This is a genomic window from Nocardia sp. NPDC003482 (assembly GCF_053588115.1).
Window position 1 is genome coordinate 38,046 of sequence record NZ_JBSFPI010000015.1, and the last position, 13,291, is coordinate 51,336.

Below are 13,291 nucleotides of genomic sequence, written 5' to 3' on the forward strand. Positions count from 1 at the left end.
CTCAGATCTCCAGCCGCGCAATGATTTCCGCGAGGGTGCCGACGAGGGCCGCGCGCTCGTCGGCACCGAGCTCGTCCAACACCGAAGCGAACTGCCGAACCCGAGCTGAGGTATACCCGTTCACCAGTGCGAACGCCTCCTCGGTCGCCGTGAGCACCTGAGCCCGCCCATCACCGGGATCGGCCGCACGACGCACGTACCCGAGCTTCGCCAGCCCGGACACAATCCGCGACATAGTCGGCGCCGTCACGTGCTCGGCGGCAGCAAGATCCCCGAGCCGCATCGGCCCCCCGGTCACCAAAGTCCCCAACGCCGAGGTAGCCCCATGCCCGAGCGCCCCCGCATCCCCACTCCGCCGCAACAACCGCACCACCCGATCAAGCGCAACCAACGCCTCCGCCGCCTCAACCAGCGACTCATTCACTCCTGCAACACTTTTGGTGACGGTCTCGTTCGGCGTCTCGCCCACTCCGGGGACCGTGGCCTCGTCCAACGTCTCGCTCACTTGGGAGACACCTTCGGTGGTAGACCCGTCCAGCGTTTCGCTCACTCCGGCAGGGCTTTTGGTGGCGGCCCCGTGTAGCGTCTCGCGCACCCCTGCAGCGCTTTCGGTGGCGGTCTCGTCCGGCGTCTCGCGCACTCCGAGGGCGTTTTTGGTGGTGGCCCCGTCGAGCGTCTCGTTCCCACCGGGGGCTCTTGTGGTGGCCTCGTCCAGTGTCTCGCTCACCCCGGTCGCTCTTTTGGTCGTGGCCCCGTCGAGCGTCTCGCTCACTCCGGTAGCTCTCTTGGTGGAGACTCTGTCCAGCGACTCATTCTCCCCGGGGGCGCTTTCGGTAGCGGTGTCGTCCGGCGTCTCGTTCACGCCGTCAGCACTTCTGGTGGCGGTCTCGACCAGCGACCGATTCACTCCATCAGCACCTCTGGTGGCGACCCCGACCAGCGACCGATTCACTCCATCAGCACCTCTGGTGGCGACCCCGACCAGCGACTCACTCACCCCGGCAACACCTTTGGTGCCGGGGTGGCGATCCATGTGCGGAAACACGCACGGCTCATTCGGCGCGGAACCCGCTGCGCACCGAGTGGTCCCGTTCGACGGCGTGCCCGTTCGTGCCGTTGGACGGCTGGTCGAACCCGAGGTGCACATCGTGCTCGACCGCGCCGCCGTTGACGGCCACCCGGGTCGTCACCGGCGGATAGCCCCGCGCGATCACCGTGTAATCGCCCTCGGGCAGATCGGTCACCGTGTATCGGCCCTCGTCGTCGGTCCGCGCGGTCCCCAGGACCGTGCCGCCCTCATCGCGGACGGTGACCTGGGCATCGGGCACCGGCCGCCCGTCGGCGCGGATCGAACCGGTCAGCATCGCCAGCGGCGCCAGCTCGATGTCGTGCTCGAGCACCCCGCTGTCGGGGACGGTGAGCATGGTCGCGGTCGGCCGCATGCGCTCGGCGATGACGACCAGGGTGTAGGTCCCCGAGACCACGCCCGGGCAGACGTAACTCCCGTCGCCATCGGAGACCGCCGCACCGACGACCTCCCCGCGCATATCGGTCAGCGTGACCGTGGCACCCGCGACGGGCCGTCCCTTGGCCGACAGCACCCGCCCGGTCAGCTCGCCCGAACCTTGCAGGGTGACATCCAACCGCTGCGGCTGCCCATCGATGCCGACGGTGACCGCCGCGGGCTGATGTCCGCCCGCCGACACGATGAGCACGTAACTCCCGGGCGCGGGCGGCTCGATGACATAGCCGCCGTCCCGATCACCGGAGGCACGCGAAACCTGATGTCCCCGTTGATCGATGAGCGTCAGCGCCACACCGGCCACCGGATGGCCGTCGGCCCGCCGCACGCGACCGCTGATCGTGCGCCCGTCCGCGAGCGGCGCCCGCACCGGTGCGGGCCGGACCGCGGTCGCGACGGCGTGACGGCCGTTCGAGCCGTTGTCGGCGGCCAACGCCGCGGTGGCGTCGCCGTCGGTCAGGAGTCCCTCGCGGGCGGCCTCGGCCACCTCGGCGGTCTCGTGCTCGACGTAGTTGTCGCCGCGCGCGAACCACGACGCGATCGAACCCAGCAGCATCATCACCGCGGCCGTCAGGAACACCGCGATCAGACCGGAGTGGAACGGCCCGGAGATCAGATGCGGGAAGAACTCCTGCCCGGTCAGCACATCGGCATGCACGCCCGGCTTGTCCAAAGTGCCGCTGGGACCGAGCAATTCCTTGAACGGGTTGTAGCCCAGGAAGGTCGCGAACAGGCTGCCCACCGGCGGCAGATCGGCGATCTGCGAGGCCACGTCGGCGGGAACGCCCTGCTCGCGCAGCCCGGAGTTCATCGCGCCGGGCAGCGTGCCGGACAGACCGACGATCATCAGCGAGAAGAAGATGCCGATCGACAGCGCCATACCGCCGTTCATCAGCGTCGACCGCATACCCGAGGCCACGCCGCGCTGCGAGGCCGGGACCGCGGACATGACCTCGGCCGTATTGGGCGAGGTGAAGACGCCCGTACCGAGCCCATTGAGCAGGATGACCAGCGCGAACAGCCAGTAGTTGAAGTCCACCGGGATGATCACCAGCAGCACGAACGTCACGGCCGAGACGAACAGGCCGCCCGCCGCGAACTTCCGGCCGCCGTACTTGTCGCTCAACCAGCCCGAAAGCGGTCCCGCCACAAGGAATCCGATGGTCAGCGGCAGCATGTAGATACCGGCCCACAGCGGCGTCGACTCGTAGTCGTAGCCGTGCAGCGGCAGCCAGATGCCCTGCAACCAGATGATCAGCATGAACTGCATACCGCCGCGGCCGACCGAGGCCATCAGCCCCGCGAAGTTGCCGAGCGCGAACGTCCGATTGCGGAACAGCCCCAGATTGAACATGGGCTGACGCGTCTTGGCCTCGATCACGCAGAAGATCACCAGCAGGGCGATGCCGCCGATGACCGCGGCCAGCACCCACGGATTGGTCCAGCCGGTCTTCGAATCACCGTGCGGCTGAATGCCATAGGTGATGCCGGTCAGCAGCGCGGTCAGGCCGAGCGCGAAGGTGATCGTGCCCGGCAGATCCAGTGACCCCGGGGTACGCACCCCGTTGTCGTGCAGCGAGCGGTAGGACCAGACGGTCCCGACGATGCCGAACGGCACGCTCACCCAGAACACGGCCTTCCAGTCCCATTCGGCGAGCAGACCGCCGATGAGCAGACCCAGGAACGAACCGGCCACGGCCGCAACCTGATTGATGCCCAGCGCGATACCGCGCTGACTGGCCGGGAACGCGTCGGTCAGGATCGCCGCCGAATTCGCCATGAGCATGGCGCCGCCGACACCTTGGACCACGCGCCAGACGATCAGCCAGAGGGCACCACCTCCCAGGTCGAACGGATCGAACGACAACGCGATCGCCGAGAGCGTGAAGACCACGAACCCCGCGTTGTAGATGCGCACCCGTCCGAACATGTCGCCGAGTCGCCCGAACATCACCACCAGCACGGCGGAGGTGAGCAGGAACCCCATGAGCAGCCACAGCAGATAGCTGACATTGCCGGGGGAGAGCGGATCGAGGTGCACACCGCGGAAGATCGCCGGCAACGAGATGATGACGATCGACGAGTTGATGGTGACCATGAGCATGCCGAGCGTCGTGTTCGACAACGCCACCCACTTGTAGTGCGGGTGATCGCGGTCGACGCGGAGCCGGCGGCCGATGGTCCGAACGTCGGAGACGTCCACCTCATCGGCGGATCGAGCGGTAGCCAAGGTAACTCCCTCATCGACGGCAAGTGGATAGGGCCTCCAGTTAATATAGTTGCAAGGGCTAACTAAATAAACCCGGGGGTCTGTGACGCGTGGAACGCCCGGTGATTCAATCACTGATTGAAAACCCTCTTGAAACCTGTTCTACTTTCTGCCGTGGCAGGTGACGTCTCGGTGGGCACCCGCGAGCGGTTGCTCGCGGCGGCGGAGCGGTTGCTGCTGACCGAGCCCTACGACGCGGTCTCCGTGCGGGCGATCTGCGTTGCGGCGGAGGCGAATCCGGCCGCGGTGCACTATCACTTCGGGTCCAAGGACGAGTTGGTGGTGGCGCTGCTCGAGGAGCGGCTCGCCCCGCTGTGGGCCGAGCGGCTGGCGAGCGTGACCGCGGCGGGCGGGCCGGTGGCCGCGGTGGTCGAGCAAGTGCTCGCGCCGTTCAGCGGACTGGCCGAGGACCCGGTGGGCCGATTGCATCTGCGTCTGCTGGCCCGATTCGCGCTCGGACAACGGGTGGATCTGTGGCGGCGGCCGTGGTTCCGGATGGACGCGTGGGTCGGCCTGCTGCCCGAGGTGAGCGCGCGGGAGAGCCGTCGCCGCTGGGCCTTGGCCTTCGATCTGATCATCCTGCGGTTCGGCGGGGGCGGCTGCGAGGGGCGGGAGATGTCGGCGTCGGCGGTGGCCGCGCTGCGCGATTTCGTGGTGGCCGGTCTGACCGCGCCGGCACCACCGAATGATCCAGGAGGACAACGACAATGACCGCACGGTTGGCCGGACGCGTGGCCCTGATCAGCGGGGGCGCCTCCGGCATGGGCGCCGCGCACGCCCGGGCCTTCGTCGCCGAGGGCGCCGCCGTCGTACTCGGCGACATCGCCGACGACGCCGGTGCGCGCCTCGTCGCCGACCTCGGCGACGCTGCGGCCTACGTCCATCTGGACGTCACCCGCGCGGCGGACTGGGCGGCCGCCGTCGCCGAAACCGTCCGGCGCTTCGGCAAACTCGACGTTCTGGTCAACAACGCCGGCGTCCTCGACGGCGGCCCGCTCGGCGCGTACACCGAGCGGCAATGGCAACGCGTCCTGGCCATCAACCTCACCGGCCCCTTCCTCGGCCTGACCGCCGCCCGCGACGCCCTCGTCGCCGCCCGCCCCGCTTCGGTCGTCAACATCTCCTCCGCCGCGGGCATCCAGGGCGTCGCCGGCATGCACGCCTACACCGCCTCCAAATTCGGCCTGCGCGGACTCACCAAATCCGCGGCCCTCGAACTGGCACCGCACGGCGTCCGCGTCAATTCCGTCCATCCCGGTGGCATCCTCACTCCCATGATCGGCGCCCCCGCGGGTAGCACCGCCGACCGCGACGCGGACCCCCGCGCCCGCCTCGGCCTCCCCGAAGAGGTCTCGAGCCTCGTCGTCTTCCTGGCCAGCACGGAATCCAGCTACTGCACCGGCGCCGAGTACCTCGTCGACGGTGGTATGACCGCGGGCTGACCGCGCTCGGGGCCCCGGTGCCCCTGCGCCACTTCACGATTCGCCACGTCCGGTCGCCGCCGCCCGGCGGGCGAGTGGCGGACGTACCCCTGCCGCACGCCCGCCGCCGCGTCGGGACGCGAGCGCCGTCAGAAATAGGACTGCAATGTCCCTCGCCGGCGAACGTCGAGGGTCGCGCAGTGGAACGAGCCGCCGAAGCTGTTGAAATTGCGGAAGTTGCACAGGATCGGGGTGAACCCGAAATTCTTCAGGGCCTCGATCATGGGCTCGTCCTGGCGTTCCACCATCACTCGCTGCTCGTCCAGCATGAGGATGTTCATGTTGATCCACTTGCTGGTCATGTACAGCGGATGCGCGTCGGGGATGATCGGCCGCGGCGCGTGCAGCACATCCCAGTCCTTGAACAGGTGCGGAACCTTCGGCACCCGTTCGGGATTGATCAGGAGTTTGCCGGGGGCGAGCGGGACCAGGGTCGCGTCGATGTGCATCGGATGCGTGTCGGCGAACTCGAACACGTGCACCCGGTAGTCGTCGCCGAGATGACGCTGGAGCCATTCGATGCCGAAGGCGTTGGTCACATTGCTCATCTGGCCGATGATGTCGCGGCCGCAGCGGGTGAAATCGGCGGCGTCGAAGGTCGGCTCGAATTCGGTGATCACCAAACGGGTTTCGCCGTCGCCGGGATCGGTCCACTCGTGGTCGTAGAGCTCGTCGGTGAGCTCCGGTTTGGGACCGGCGCTCCACTTCGCGCCGCCGTGGAAGTACTCCTTGAGCAGCGGCCGGTAGGCCAGCGACTCGTAGTACCGCGACCGCCACGCCATCGGGCACTCGATGATGTCGGTGCCCACCACCAGCAGCGCGTCGCGCGGCATCGCCGCGTACAGGCCGGTACTCGCCCAGTGCAGCGTGCGGAACTCGGTGGTCTGCGGAATCGGTTCGGGGCGGCGGACTTTCACGCCCTCCGCGGTCAGGATGCGCGCGAACTCGTCGAGTTCGCGTCGCGCCGCGGCGATGCGCTCGGCCGGGAACGGCCGACCCGCCTGGGCGCGGAAAATCTCGACCTGACCGCTGGGCAGCACCGGCGGCAGGCAGTCGTGGAACGGCGGGAAGGTGGCGTCGTCGACGATGCCGACGATCACCTCTTCCAGCGGGTCCCACTCGTTGTAGGAACACACCGGGCCGACCGGCTGCTGCTCGAGGGCCGGTCCCGGTGCGGGGGTCGTGATCGTCATACGAGTATCCCAACGTCGTCACGAATTCGGTTCGGTCGCATGGCGATTCTGCGTAGTGGACACGTCAGCGTCCGAACATCCGAAGGCAGCGCGTGCGCGGGTGATTTCCCAGGTCGAGCGGATGGGACCGGCGGCGAACCGGATTGACGGCGGAGTTCGGCCCGCGCGAGGCCGCCCGCGACCCGTCCCCGGCGGCCCACCCCGTAGCCGATTCGTGCGTCGTGACCGTCCACGGCCGCGACCTGCGCCGTCCGCCGCGAGGCGGTGTCCAATCGCTGCCCACGGCCCGCCACGGGATCCGGTCACGATGAAGACCCGGCCACACCGTGAAAGGACCGCGAATGCCAGGCAGCATCGTTCTCGACGAGAAGGCCCACGAGATCGTCGGAGCACTCACCGACGTCGGTGAGTGCCTGATCAGCGCCGAAACCCTCTCGAACCTGCTGGACGCCGGGCCCGACGACTGGGCCCGGCTGGCCGCCAACTGGGAGGATCTGCTCCTCGACACGTTCATGGCCGACGGTGGCACCTACCGCTACCGCCGCTACGGGCAGTTCGAGCTGGACCCCGAATCCGGTGAGCTGATCCAGCTTCCGCACGAGCCGTACCGGCAGGAGAAGTACTACAACCGACTCAACGGCGGCGTCGACCGCGTCTACGAGCCGCTCACCGACGCGTTCACCGGCGATCCGCTGCTGCGGTCGGCGCTGATCACCCTCGGCCGCATCTTCACCACCGTCGACGGCACCCGCCGCTGGCTGATCAAACTGCACCCGGTGCGCATCATCGCGGGCGAGCAGATGGGCAAGCCCGCGCCCGAGGGCCGCCACCGCGACGGCGTCACCTTCGTCGGCTCGCTGCTGTTGGACCGGCTCAACATCACCGGCGGCGAGAGCTCCACCTACGACGAGAACGGCAACCGGCTGCGCACGGTCACCCTGGAACAGGCCGGGGAACTGCTGCTCAACGACGATCAGCGCACCTACCACGCCGTCACCCCGATCGAGGCGATCGACAAGACCAAGCCCGCGCACCGGGATGTGCTGGTGGTCAACTACTCCGCCCTGCCCGCGCGGCTCTGAGGGGTTGCGATGAAGACTCGGAATCTCGGAACCCAAGGGCTGTCGGTCTCCGCGATCGGCCTGGGCTGCATGGGCATGTCGCAGGACTACGGTCCCGCCGACGACGCCACCAGCATCGCCACCCTGCGCGGCGCACTCGATCTCGGCGTCACCCTGATCGATACGTCGATGAGCTACGGCGCGGGCAACAATGAACGCCTCGTCGGCAAGGCCCTCGCGGGGCGCCGCGACGAGGCCGTGCTGGCCACGAAATTCGGTATCGTGCGCGACAATCCGGGTGAGGACGCGCGCCTGTGCGCCCGCCCCGACGACATCCGCCGCTACTGCGACGCCTCCCTCGCCCGGCTCGGCGTCGATCACATCGACCTGTACTACCTGCACCGCGTCGACCCGACGGTCCCGGTGGAGGACAGCGTCGGCACCATGGCCGAACTCGTCGCCGCGGGCAAGGTCCGCTATCTGGGCCTGTCGGAAATGCAAGCGGCGGAGCTGGAACGGGCCGCGGCCGTGCACCCGATCAGCGCTGTGCAATTCGAGTGGTCGCTGTCCTGGCGGGAGATCGAGGACGACATCGTCCCGCTCGCCCGCAAACTCGGCATCGGCGTGGTGGCGTTCAGCCCGCTGGGCCGCGGCTTCCTCACCGGCGGCCTGAACCTCGACGCGCTCGGCCCCGACGACGACCGGCTGCCCGATCAACGCTTCCACGGAGAACATCTGGCCCGCAACACCTCTCGGCTCGAGCGGCTGCGCGAGCTGGCCGCCGCCCGCGGGATCACCCCGGGACAGCTGGCGCTGGCATGGCTGTTGCATCAGGGCGACGATGTCGTGCCGATCCCCGGCACCACCAAACCGAAGCGGATCGCGGAGAACGCGGCGGCGGTCGAGATCGAGCTGTCGGCGGCCGACCTCGCCGAGATCGAATCCGAGCTGGCCCGCACGGCCTGGTCCGGTGAACGACACTCCTTCGCCGTCCCGCGCACCACCCGCGCCGAGACCCGGACGGACGCGTGAGGCGATGACAGGGGTGGCGAATGCGGGCACCGCGCCGACCCAGACCCGCAGGCTGGCCGCGGTCGCCGCGATCGACGAGGTGATCTTCGGCGAGCATGCCTGGCTCGACATGGATTCCGCCGCCGTGACCCGGCTGCGGCACCAGCTGGTGAGCGAGGCGTTCGACTGGCACCTGGGCAACTGCCCGCCCTACCGGCGGTTCGCCGAACGGGCGGGCGTCGCCGCGGCCGCCGATCTCGACGGCGACCTGTCCCGCATTCCGCACCTGCCGGTCTCGCTGTTCAAACGCCATCCGGTGCGTAGTGTCGACGCCGCCGAGATCGTGCACAGCTTCACCAGTTCCGGCACCTCCGGGGTGCGCAGCGTGGTGCATCGCGACGATGTCACCCTGCAACGGTTCTGCGGATCGCTGCGCCCGGACGGTCCGGTCCTCAGTGACATCGTCGGCGGCCTGGACGACGAGACCGGCGTCATCCTGAACCTCGGTCCCCCCCGGTTCGAGGCCGGGCAGGTGTGGTTCGCCTACGTCATGGGCCTGCTCGAGCAGCTCGCGCCGATGCGATATTACGTGTCCGGCAACGAGTTTCGCCTCGCCGAGGCGGCCGCGGAGCTGCGCCGGGCGGTCACCGACCACGAGCACGTCCTGCTCGTCGGCGCCCCGTTCCTGGTCGCCGACCTCATGGAGTACGTGACCGGACACGGCATCGACATCGCGGGCGGCACCACCCTGACCGTGTTCACCGGCGGCGGCTGGAAACGGGAACTCGCCCGCAGCGTCTCCCCGGAACGCTTCCGCGCCAACGCCTGTACGGCGTTCGGACTGGCCGACGAGACCCAGGTGCGCGACGTGTTCAACCAGGTCGAGGTGAACAGCGTCTTCCCCGAATGCCGCCACCATCACAAACACATACCCCCGTGGGTGCACGCCGTCACCCGCGATCCGGTGACCTTCGCGCCGCAGCCGCCGGGCACCCCCGGCGTGCTCTGCTACTCCGACGCCAGCGCCCGCAGCTACCCGTGCTTCGTCATCTCCGACGACGTCGGCGTGGTCGAGGAGGGCGATTGCGACTGCGGCAGAGCGGGTTCGCGGCTGGTCTGGCAGCGACGGCTGCGCGGCGCGACCCATCAGGGCTGCGCGGAGACGTTGGCGACCATGCGCCCGGCACGAGAACAGGGATCTGAGCGATGATCACGGAACGACTCGATGTCCACATCTCCGACGGCCGCCGAGTCGCTGTGTGGCGAAGCACATCCGGTGACCCGGGCGGCCCCGTGGTCGTGATCAGCGCGGGCTACGCGCGCACCATGCGCTCCGCCGGCGCGATCGCGCTGTGCTTGGTGCGCAACGGCTGCACGGTCTACCGGTTCGACTCGGTCAACCACCTCGGCCTCAGCGACGGCGAGATCGTCGACTTCAATCTCGAGGACCTCGACGAGAGCTTCCGCGCGGTCATCGATCTGGCGCGCCGGACCGAACGGGTCCACGAGGTGCGGCTGGTGGTATTGAGCATCGCCGCCGCGGCCGCGTACAAGATCGCCGTCGAGGATCCGGGCATCGACCGCATCGTCGGTCTGTCGGGGGTGGTGAACGGCGTCCGCACCCTGAAAGTCGCCTGCGGCGAGGACTATTCGGTCTACAGCCGGGCCGAACTGCCGCCCCTCGTGCACGTCGACGGTCACGACGTCGAGCCGACCCGGCTCTGGCAGGCCATGCAACCCGGCGGCGGCCTGACGCCCGAACTCATCACCGCGCGCCTCGCCGAGATCTCGGTGCCCGTGGTCAACTGCGTCGCCACCGGCGACACCTGGGTCGACATCGACGACTGCCGACAGGCGTTCACCGCCACCCGCGACAACGCCCCCCGCATCCTGGTCGAGCTGCCGTTCAACGGTCACGACATCGCCAAGAACCCGGCCGCGGTGAAACTCGTCCTCGAGGAGTTGACGCGCTACATCGCCGGACCCACCCCCGGTCACGACGGCCCGCCCGAATTCGAGGTGACCTTCCCCGGTTTCGAGGAGCTGCTACAGACCCGCACCGGCGAGCGCGACCGCGCCGTCGCCGAACAAGCGGGCCCCGAGATGGCCGGCCGGGCCGGGTGAGCGCGCGATGACCACCACCGAAACACCCACCACCGCAATCACAGTGCCGTTCGTCGTGGACGGCAAGCGCGTCTCCGGCCGCGAACGGCAACGGATCCGCGTCGGCGACCACTGCGAGGTCGTGCTCCCCGTCTTCGACGACGAACTCGCCCAGAGGTTGGCCGCCGTGGACCGGCATCTGCTCACCGACGTCCCGCTGTCGGAGATCACCGCGATCCTGCACCGCGTCGGAAAGAATTGGCGCAGCGACGAATACACGTTGCGCCGCCTCTACATCACCCGGCTGCGCGCCATCATGGGCTACTCAGAACAGGCCGCCGAGGCCGAGGCCGACTGGATCGCCGCGATCCTGTGCTCGCACAGTCGCATGCACGACCTGGTCGAGTTGGAACTGGGCAGCCAGTTCGTGCTCGACGAATGGGTGCACAGCGACGAGGCCACGGTGCGTGCCTTCCCGCGCGGGCTGGTTGTGCACATCATGCCCGGCAATGTGCCGTCGTCGAACATCCTGTCCCTGGTCCGCGCGCTGATCACGAAGAACGTGTCGGTCGCCAAGGTCGCCTCGGGCGATCCGGTGACCGCGATGTCGCTGGCGTTGAGCATTCTCGACGTGGCCCCCGATCACCCCGTGGCGCGGGCGATCAACGTCGTGTACTGGCCCGAGGGCGACCCCCGCGGCACCGATCTGGTGCGCTCCGCCGACGCCGTCTGCGCATGGGGCGGCGGGGCGGCGCTGGAGTGGGCGCACGAACACACCGCGCCCGAGGCCGCCTTCCTGCCCTTCGGTCCGAAGTGGAGCTTCGCCCTGGTGGGCGCGGACGCCGACCTGAAGGCCGCCGCCCTCGGCGCGGCCCACGACGTCAGCCGCTACGACCAGGCCGCCTGCTTCTCCACCCAACGCGCCTACGTCGAGGAGACGGTCCTGGACCGGTTCCTCGCCGAACTGGCCCCCGCCCTCGAACGCTACGAGAAACTGCTGCCGCCAAGGGCTTTGGACGTCGACGACTCCGCGCAACTCAACCTGGCCCGCCTGCACGTCCAATTCGAGGACGGCACAGTGCGTTTCGCCGCCGGGCGCGCGGCGGTCATCGTCGCCCCGCCCGCGGCCCGCACGGCGGCGCCCCTGGGCCGCACCCTGATCGTGCACCCGGTGCGGGACCTGCGGGAGTCCTACGCCTACGCCGATCCGTCCGTGCAGACGGTGGCCTGCGCGCCGTGGGACAACGTCACCGAGCACCGCGACGCGCTCGCGCGCCGGGGTGTTTCGCGCTTCGTCGATCTCGGGCTGTCGAACTTCTTCCGGGTCGGCGGCGCGCACGACGGATTGCGGCCCCTCCAGCGTCTGGTCCGGTTCGCCTCCACCGAGGCGCCGGCCCGGGTGCGCCCCAAGGGCATGGTCCTCGAGGTCGATCAGACCGACTTCCTCGAGCATCGCCGCTACAAGGATCTGGCGTTCTGATGCCGGCGCCGCGTACGGCCGTCCGATCCCACCGAACCAGCCGAACCTAGGAGAACGTCATGCCCGATTGGGGCGTCCTGCTCACCACCGCACATCCGCCGTACATGTCCGAGCGTGAGGTGCTGCTGACCACCCTCGAACACGCGGAACTGGCCGAACGCAACGGTTTTCACAGTGCCTGGCTGTTGGAACACCACTTCACCCCGTACGGCATCTGCCCCGACACCATCACCCTGGCGTCGCACATCCTCGGCCGCACCACCGACCTGCACGTCGGCACCGCGGTCCTGGTTCAGCCGTTCATGCATCCGGTGCGGCTCGCCGAGAGCACGGCCCTGCTCGATCAGATCTCCGGCGGGCGTTTCCATCTCGGTCTGGGCCGCGGCTGCTGCGCCCGCGACTACAAGGTCTTCGATGTCGACCCGTCCCAGACGCACGCCATGCTGCACGAATGCGTCGACATCATGAGGGGCGCCTGGACCCAGGAAGAGGTCGGCGGCAAGGGCCCGCAGTACCGATTCGACCCGGTGCCTGTCTTCCCCAAGCCGTACACCACTCCCCACCCGCCGGTCTACGTGGGCGGTGAGTCGCCGTCGACGGTGCAGTGGGCCGCCGAACAGGGTCTGCCGCTGCTCATTGTCACCACCGTCGAGGACGAGGAGATCCGTTCGCGGCTCGAGCTGTACAACGAGACCGCCGAGGCGTTCGGTCACGACGTCTCGACGATCGGTCACATGCTGACGTGCGTCAGCTTCCTCGCCGACACCGCCGAAGAGGCCAAGAAGCAGCTGATGTCGGACCTGATCTGGTGGGCCGACGAGGTCAACAAGGTTCGCTTGCAAGTGGAGGATCTGCGCAAGCTGCCGAACTACGGCTACCACCTGCGTCAGCTCGAGCAGCGCGTGCTCGAGGGACGAGCGGCGCGAGAGAAGCTGCTCGGTGAGTGGATGGACAAGAACCCGGTCGGTCCCGCCGAACACTGCGTGGAGCGGCTGGAGGAACTGATCGACATCGCCAACCCCGCTCACATCGTGCTCGGCTTCGAGGGCGCGGGCGATCGAAAGCTGGTGGGGGAGAACATCGAACGCTTCGCCACCGAGGTGCTCAGCAAGGTCTCCGGCGGCCTGAAGAGCTGAACCGCCGCTGGCCGGGGCGCGCAGACCCCGGCCAG

General features: G+C 68.7%; 11 protein-coding genes and 1 pseudogene. 8 read left to right on the plus strand and 4 right to left on the minus strand.

Going from position 1 to position 13,291, the window contains the following annotated elements; genetic code table 11:
• Position 1 precedes the first annotated feature (1 nt).
• The 3 genes and pseudogenes from ACWDSJ_RS23455 to ACWDSJ_RS23465 all read right to left on the minus strand — a co-directional run.
• Positions 2-997 (minus strand): MarR family winged helix-turn-helix transcriptional regulator, encoded by a 996-nt coding sequence (locus tag ACWDSJ_RS23455; protein ID WP_450034245.1) that lies wholly within the window; start codon positions 995-997, stop codon positions 2-4.
• A 55-nt stretch (positions 998-1,052) separates the two neighbouring features.
• Complete coding sequence (locus tag ACWDSJ_RS23460) at positions 1,053-2,009, minus strand: MSCRAMM family protein (protein WP_450034407.1); 957 nt, start codon at positions 2,007-2,009, stop codon at positions 1,053-1,055.
• A gap of 30 nt (positions 2,010-2,039) precedes the next feature.
• Positions 2,040-3,752, minus strand: a pseudogene (locus ACWDSJ_RS23465) (MFS transporter); the annotation flags it as partial.
• Between the two features lie 153 nt (positions 3,753-3,905).
• On the opposite strand from ACWDSJ_RS23465, the gene ACWDSJ_RS23470 reads away from it, so the two are divergent.
• The gene (locus ACWDSJ_RS23470; RefSeq protein ID WP_450034247.1) at positions 3,906-4,502 is read left to right on the plus strand and encodes a TetR/AcrR family transcriptional regulator; all 597 of its coding nucleotides are present in this window, start codon (positions 3,906-3,908) and stop codon (positions 4,500-4,502) included.
• The gene (locus ACWDSJ_RS23475; RefSeq protein ID WP_387356070.1) at positions 4,499-5,233 is read left to right on the plus strand and encodes an SDR family oxidoreductase; all 735 of its coding nucleotides are present in this window, start codon (positions 4,499-4,501) and stop codon (positions 5,231-5,233) included. The genes ACWDSJ_RS23470 and ACWDSJ_RS23475 overlap by 4 nt, the downstream gene beginning before the upstream one ends.
• Before the next feature lie 128 nt (positions 5,234-5,361).
• On the opposite strand, the gene ACWDSJ_RS23480 is transcribed toward ACWDSJ_RS23475, so the two are convergent.
• Complete coding sequence (locus tag ACWDSJ_RS23480) at positions 5,362-6,465, minus strand: hypothetical protein (protein WP_450034249.1); 1,104 nt, start codon at positions 6,463-6,465, stop codon at positions 5,362-5,364.
• Positions 6,466-6,806: 341 nt separating this feature from the next.
• On the opposite strand from ACWDSJ_RS23480, the gene ACWDSJ_RS23485 reads away from it, so the two are divergent.
• Genes ACWDSJ_RS23485 through ACWDSJ_RS23510 form a run of 6 tightly spaced genes read left to right on the plus strand, consistent with a single transcriptional unit; the run spans position 6,807 to position 13,256 of the window.
• A complete protein-coding gene (locus ACWDSJ_RS23485) occupies positions 6,807-7,547 on the plus strand; it encodes a 2OG-Fe dioxygenase family protein (RefSeq protein WP_387356074.1) in 741 nt (246 codons plus the stop codon).
• A gap of 9 nt (positions 7,548-7,556) precedes the next feature.
• Positions 7,557-8,558, plus strand: coding sequence for an aldo/keto reductase (locus tag ACWDSJ_RS23490; protein ID WP_450034251.1), 1,002 nt, complete (start codon positions 7,557-7,559; stop codon positions 8,556-8,558).
• Between the two features lie 4 nt (positions 8,559-8,562).
• Complete coding sequence (locus tag ACWDSJ_RS23495) at positions 8,563-9,747, plus strand: LuxE/PaaK family acyltransferase (RefSeq protein WP_450034252.1); 1,185 nt, start codon at positions 8,563-8,565, stop codon at positions 9,745-9,747.
• Positions 9,744-10,661 (plus strand): hypothetical protein, encoded by a 918-nt coding sequence (locus ACWDSJ_RS23500; protein ID WP_450034254.1) that lies wholly within the window; start codon positions 9,744-9,746, stop codon positions 10,659-10,661. The genes ACWDSJ_RS23495 and ACWDSJ_RS23500 overlap by 4 nt, the downstream gene beginning before the upstream one ends.
• A 7-nt stretch (positions 10,662-10,668) precedes the next feature.
• Positions 10,669-12,120 (plus strand): aldehyde dehydrogenase family protein, encoded by a 1,452-nt coding sequence (locus ACWDSJ_RS23505; RefSeq protein ID WP_450034256.1) that lies wholly within the window; start codon positions 10,669-10,671, stop codon positions 12,118-12,120.
• 59 nt (positions 12,121-12,179) lie between these two features.
• Complete coding sequence (locus tag ACWDSJ_RS23510; protein ID WP_387356083.1) at positions 12,180-13,256, plus strand: LLM class flavin-dependent oxidoreductase; 1,077 nt, start codon at positions 12,180-12,182, stop codon at positions 13,254-13,256.
• Positions 13,257-13,291: the final 35 nt, after the last annotated feature.

Bases quoted from the DNA above. Each gene is read 5' to 3' on its own strand.
- ACWDSJ_RS23480 (WP_450034249.1), bottom strand. From the start codon at position 6,465: ATGACGATCACGACCCCCGCACCGGGACCGGCCCTCGAGCAGCAGCCG.
- ACWDSJ_RS23475 (WP_387356070.1), top strand. From the start codon at position 4,499: ATGACCGCACGGTTGGCCGGACGCGTGGCCCTGATCAGCGGGGGCGCC.
- ACWDSJ_RS23500 (WP_450034254.1), top strand. From the start codon at position 9,744: ATGATCACGGAACGACTCGATGTCCACATCTCCGACGGCCGCCGAGTC.
- ACWDSJ_RS23490 (WP_450034251.1), top strand. From the start codon at position 7,557: ATGAAGACTCGGAATCTCGGAACCCAAGGGCTGTCGGTCTCCGCGATC.
- ACWDSJ_RS23510 (WP_387356083.1), top strand. From the start codon at position 12,180: ATGCCCGATTGGGGCGTCCTGCTCACCACCGCACATCCGCCGTACATG.
- ACWDSJ_RS23485 (WP_387356074.1), top strand. From the start codon at position 6,807: ATGCCAGGCAGCATCGTTCTCGACGAGAAGGCCCACGAGATCGTCGGA.
- ACWDSJ_RS23495 (WP_450034252.1), top strand. From the start codon at position 8,563: ATGACAGGGGTGGCGAATGCGGGCACCGCGCCGACCCAGACCCGCAGG.
- ACWDSJ_RS23505 (WP_450034256.1), top strand. From the start codon at position 10,669: ATGACCACCACCGAAACACCCACCACCGCAATCACAGTGCCGTTCGTC.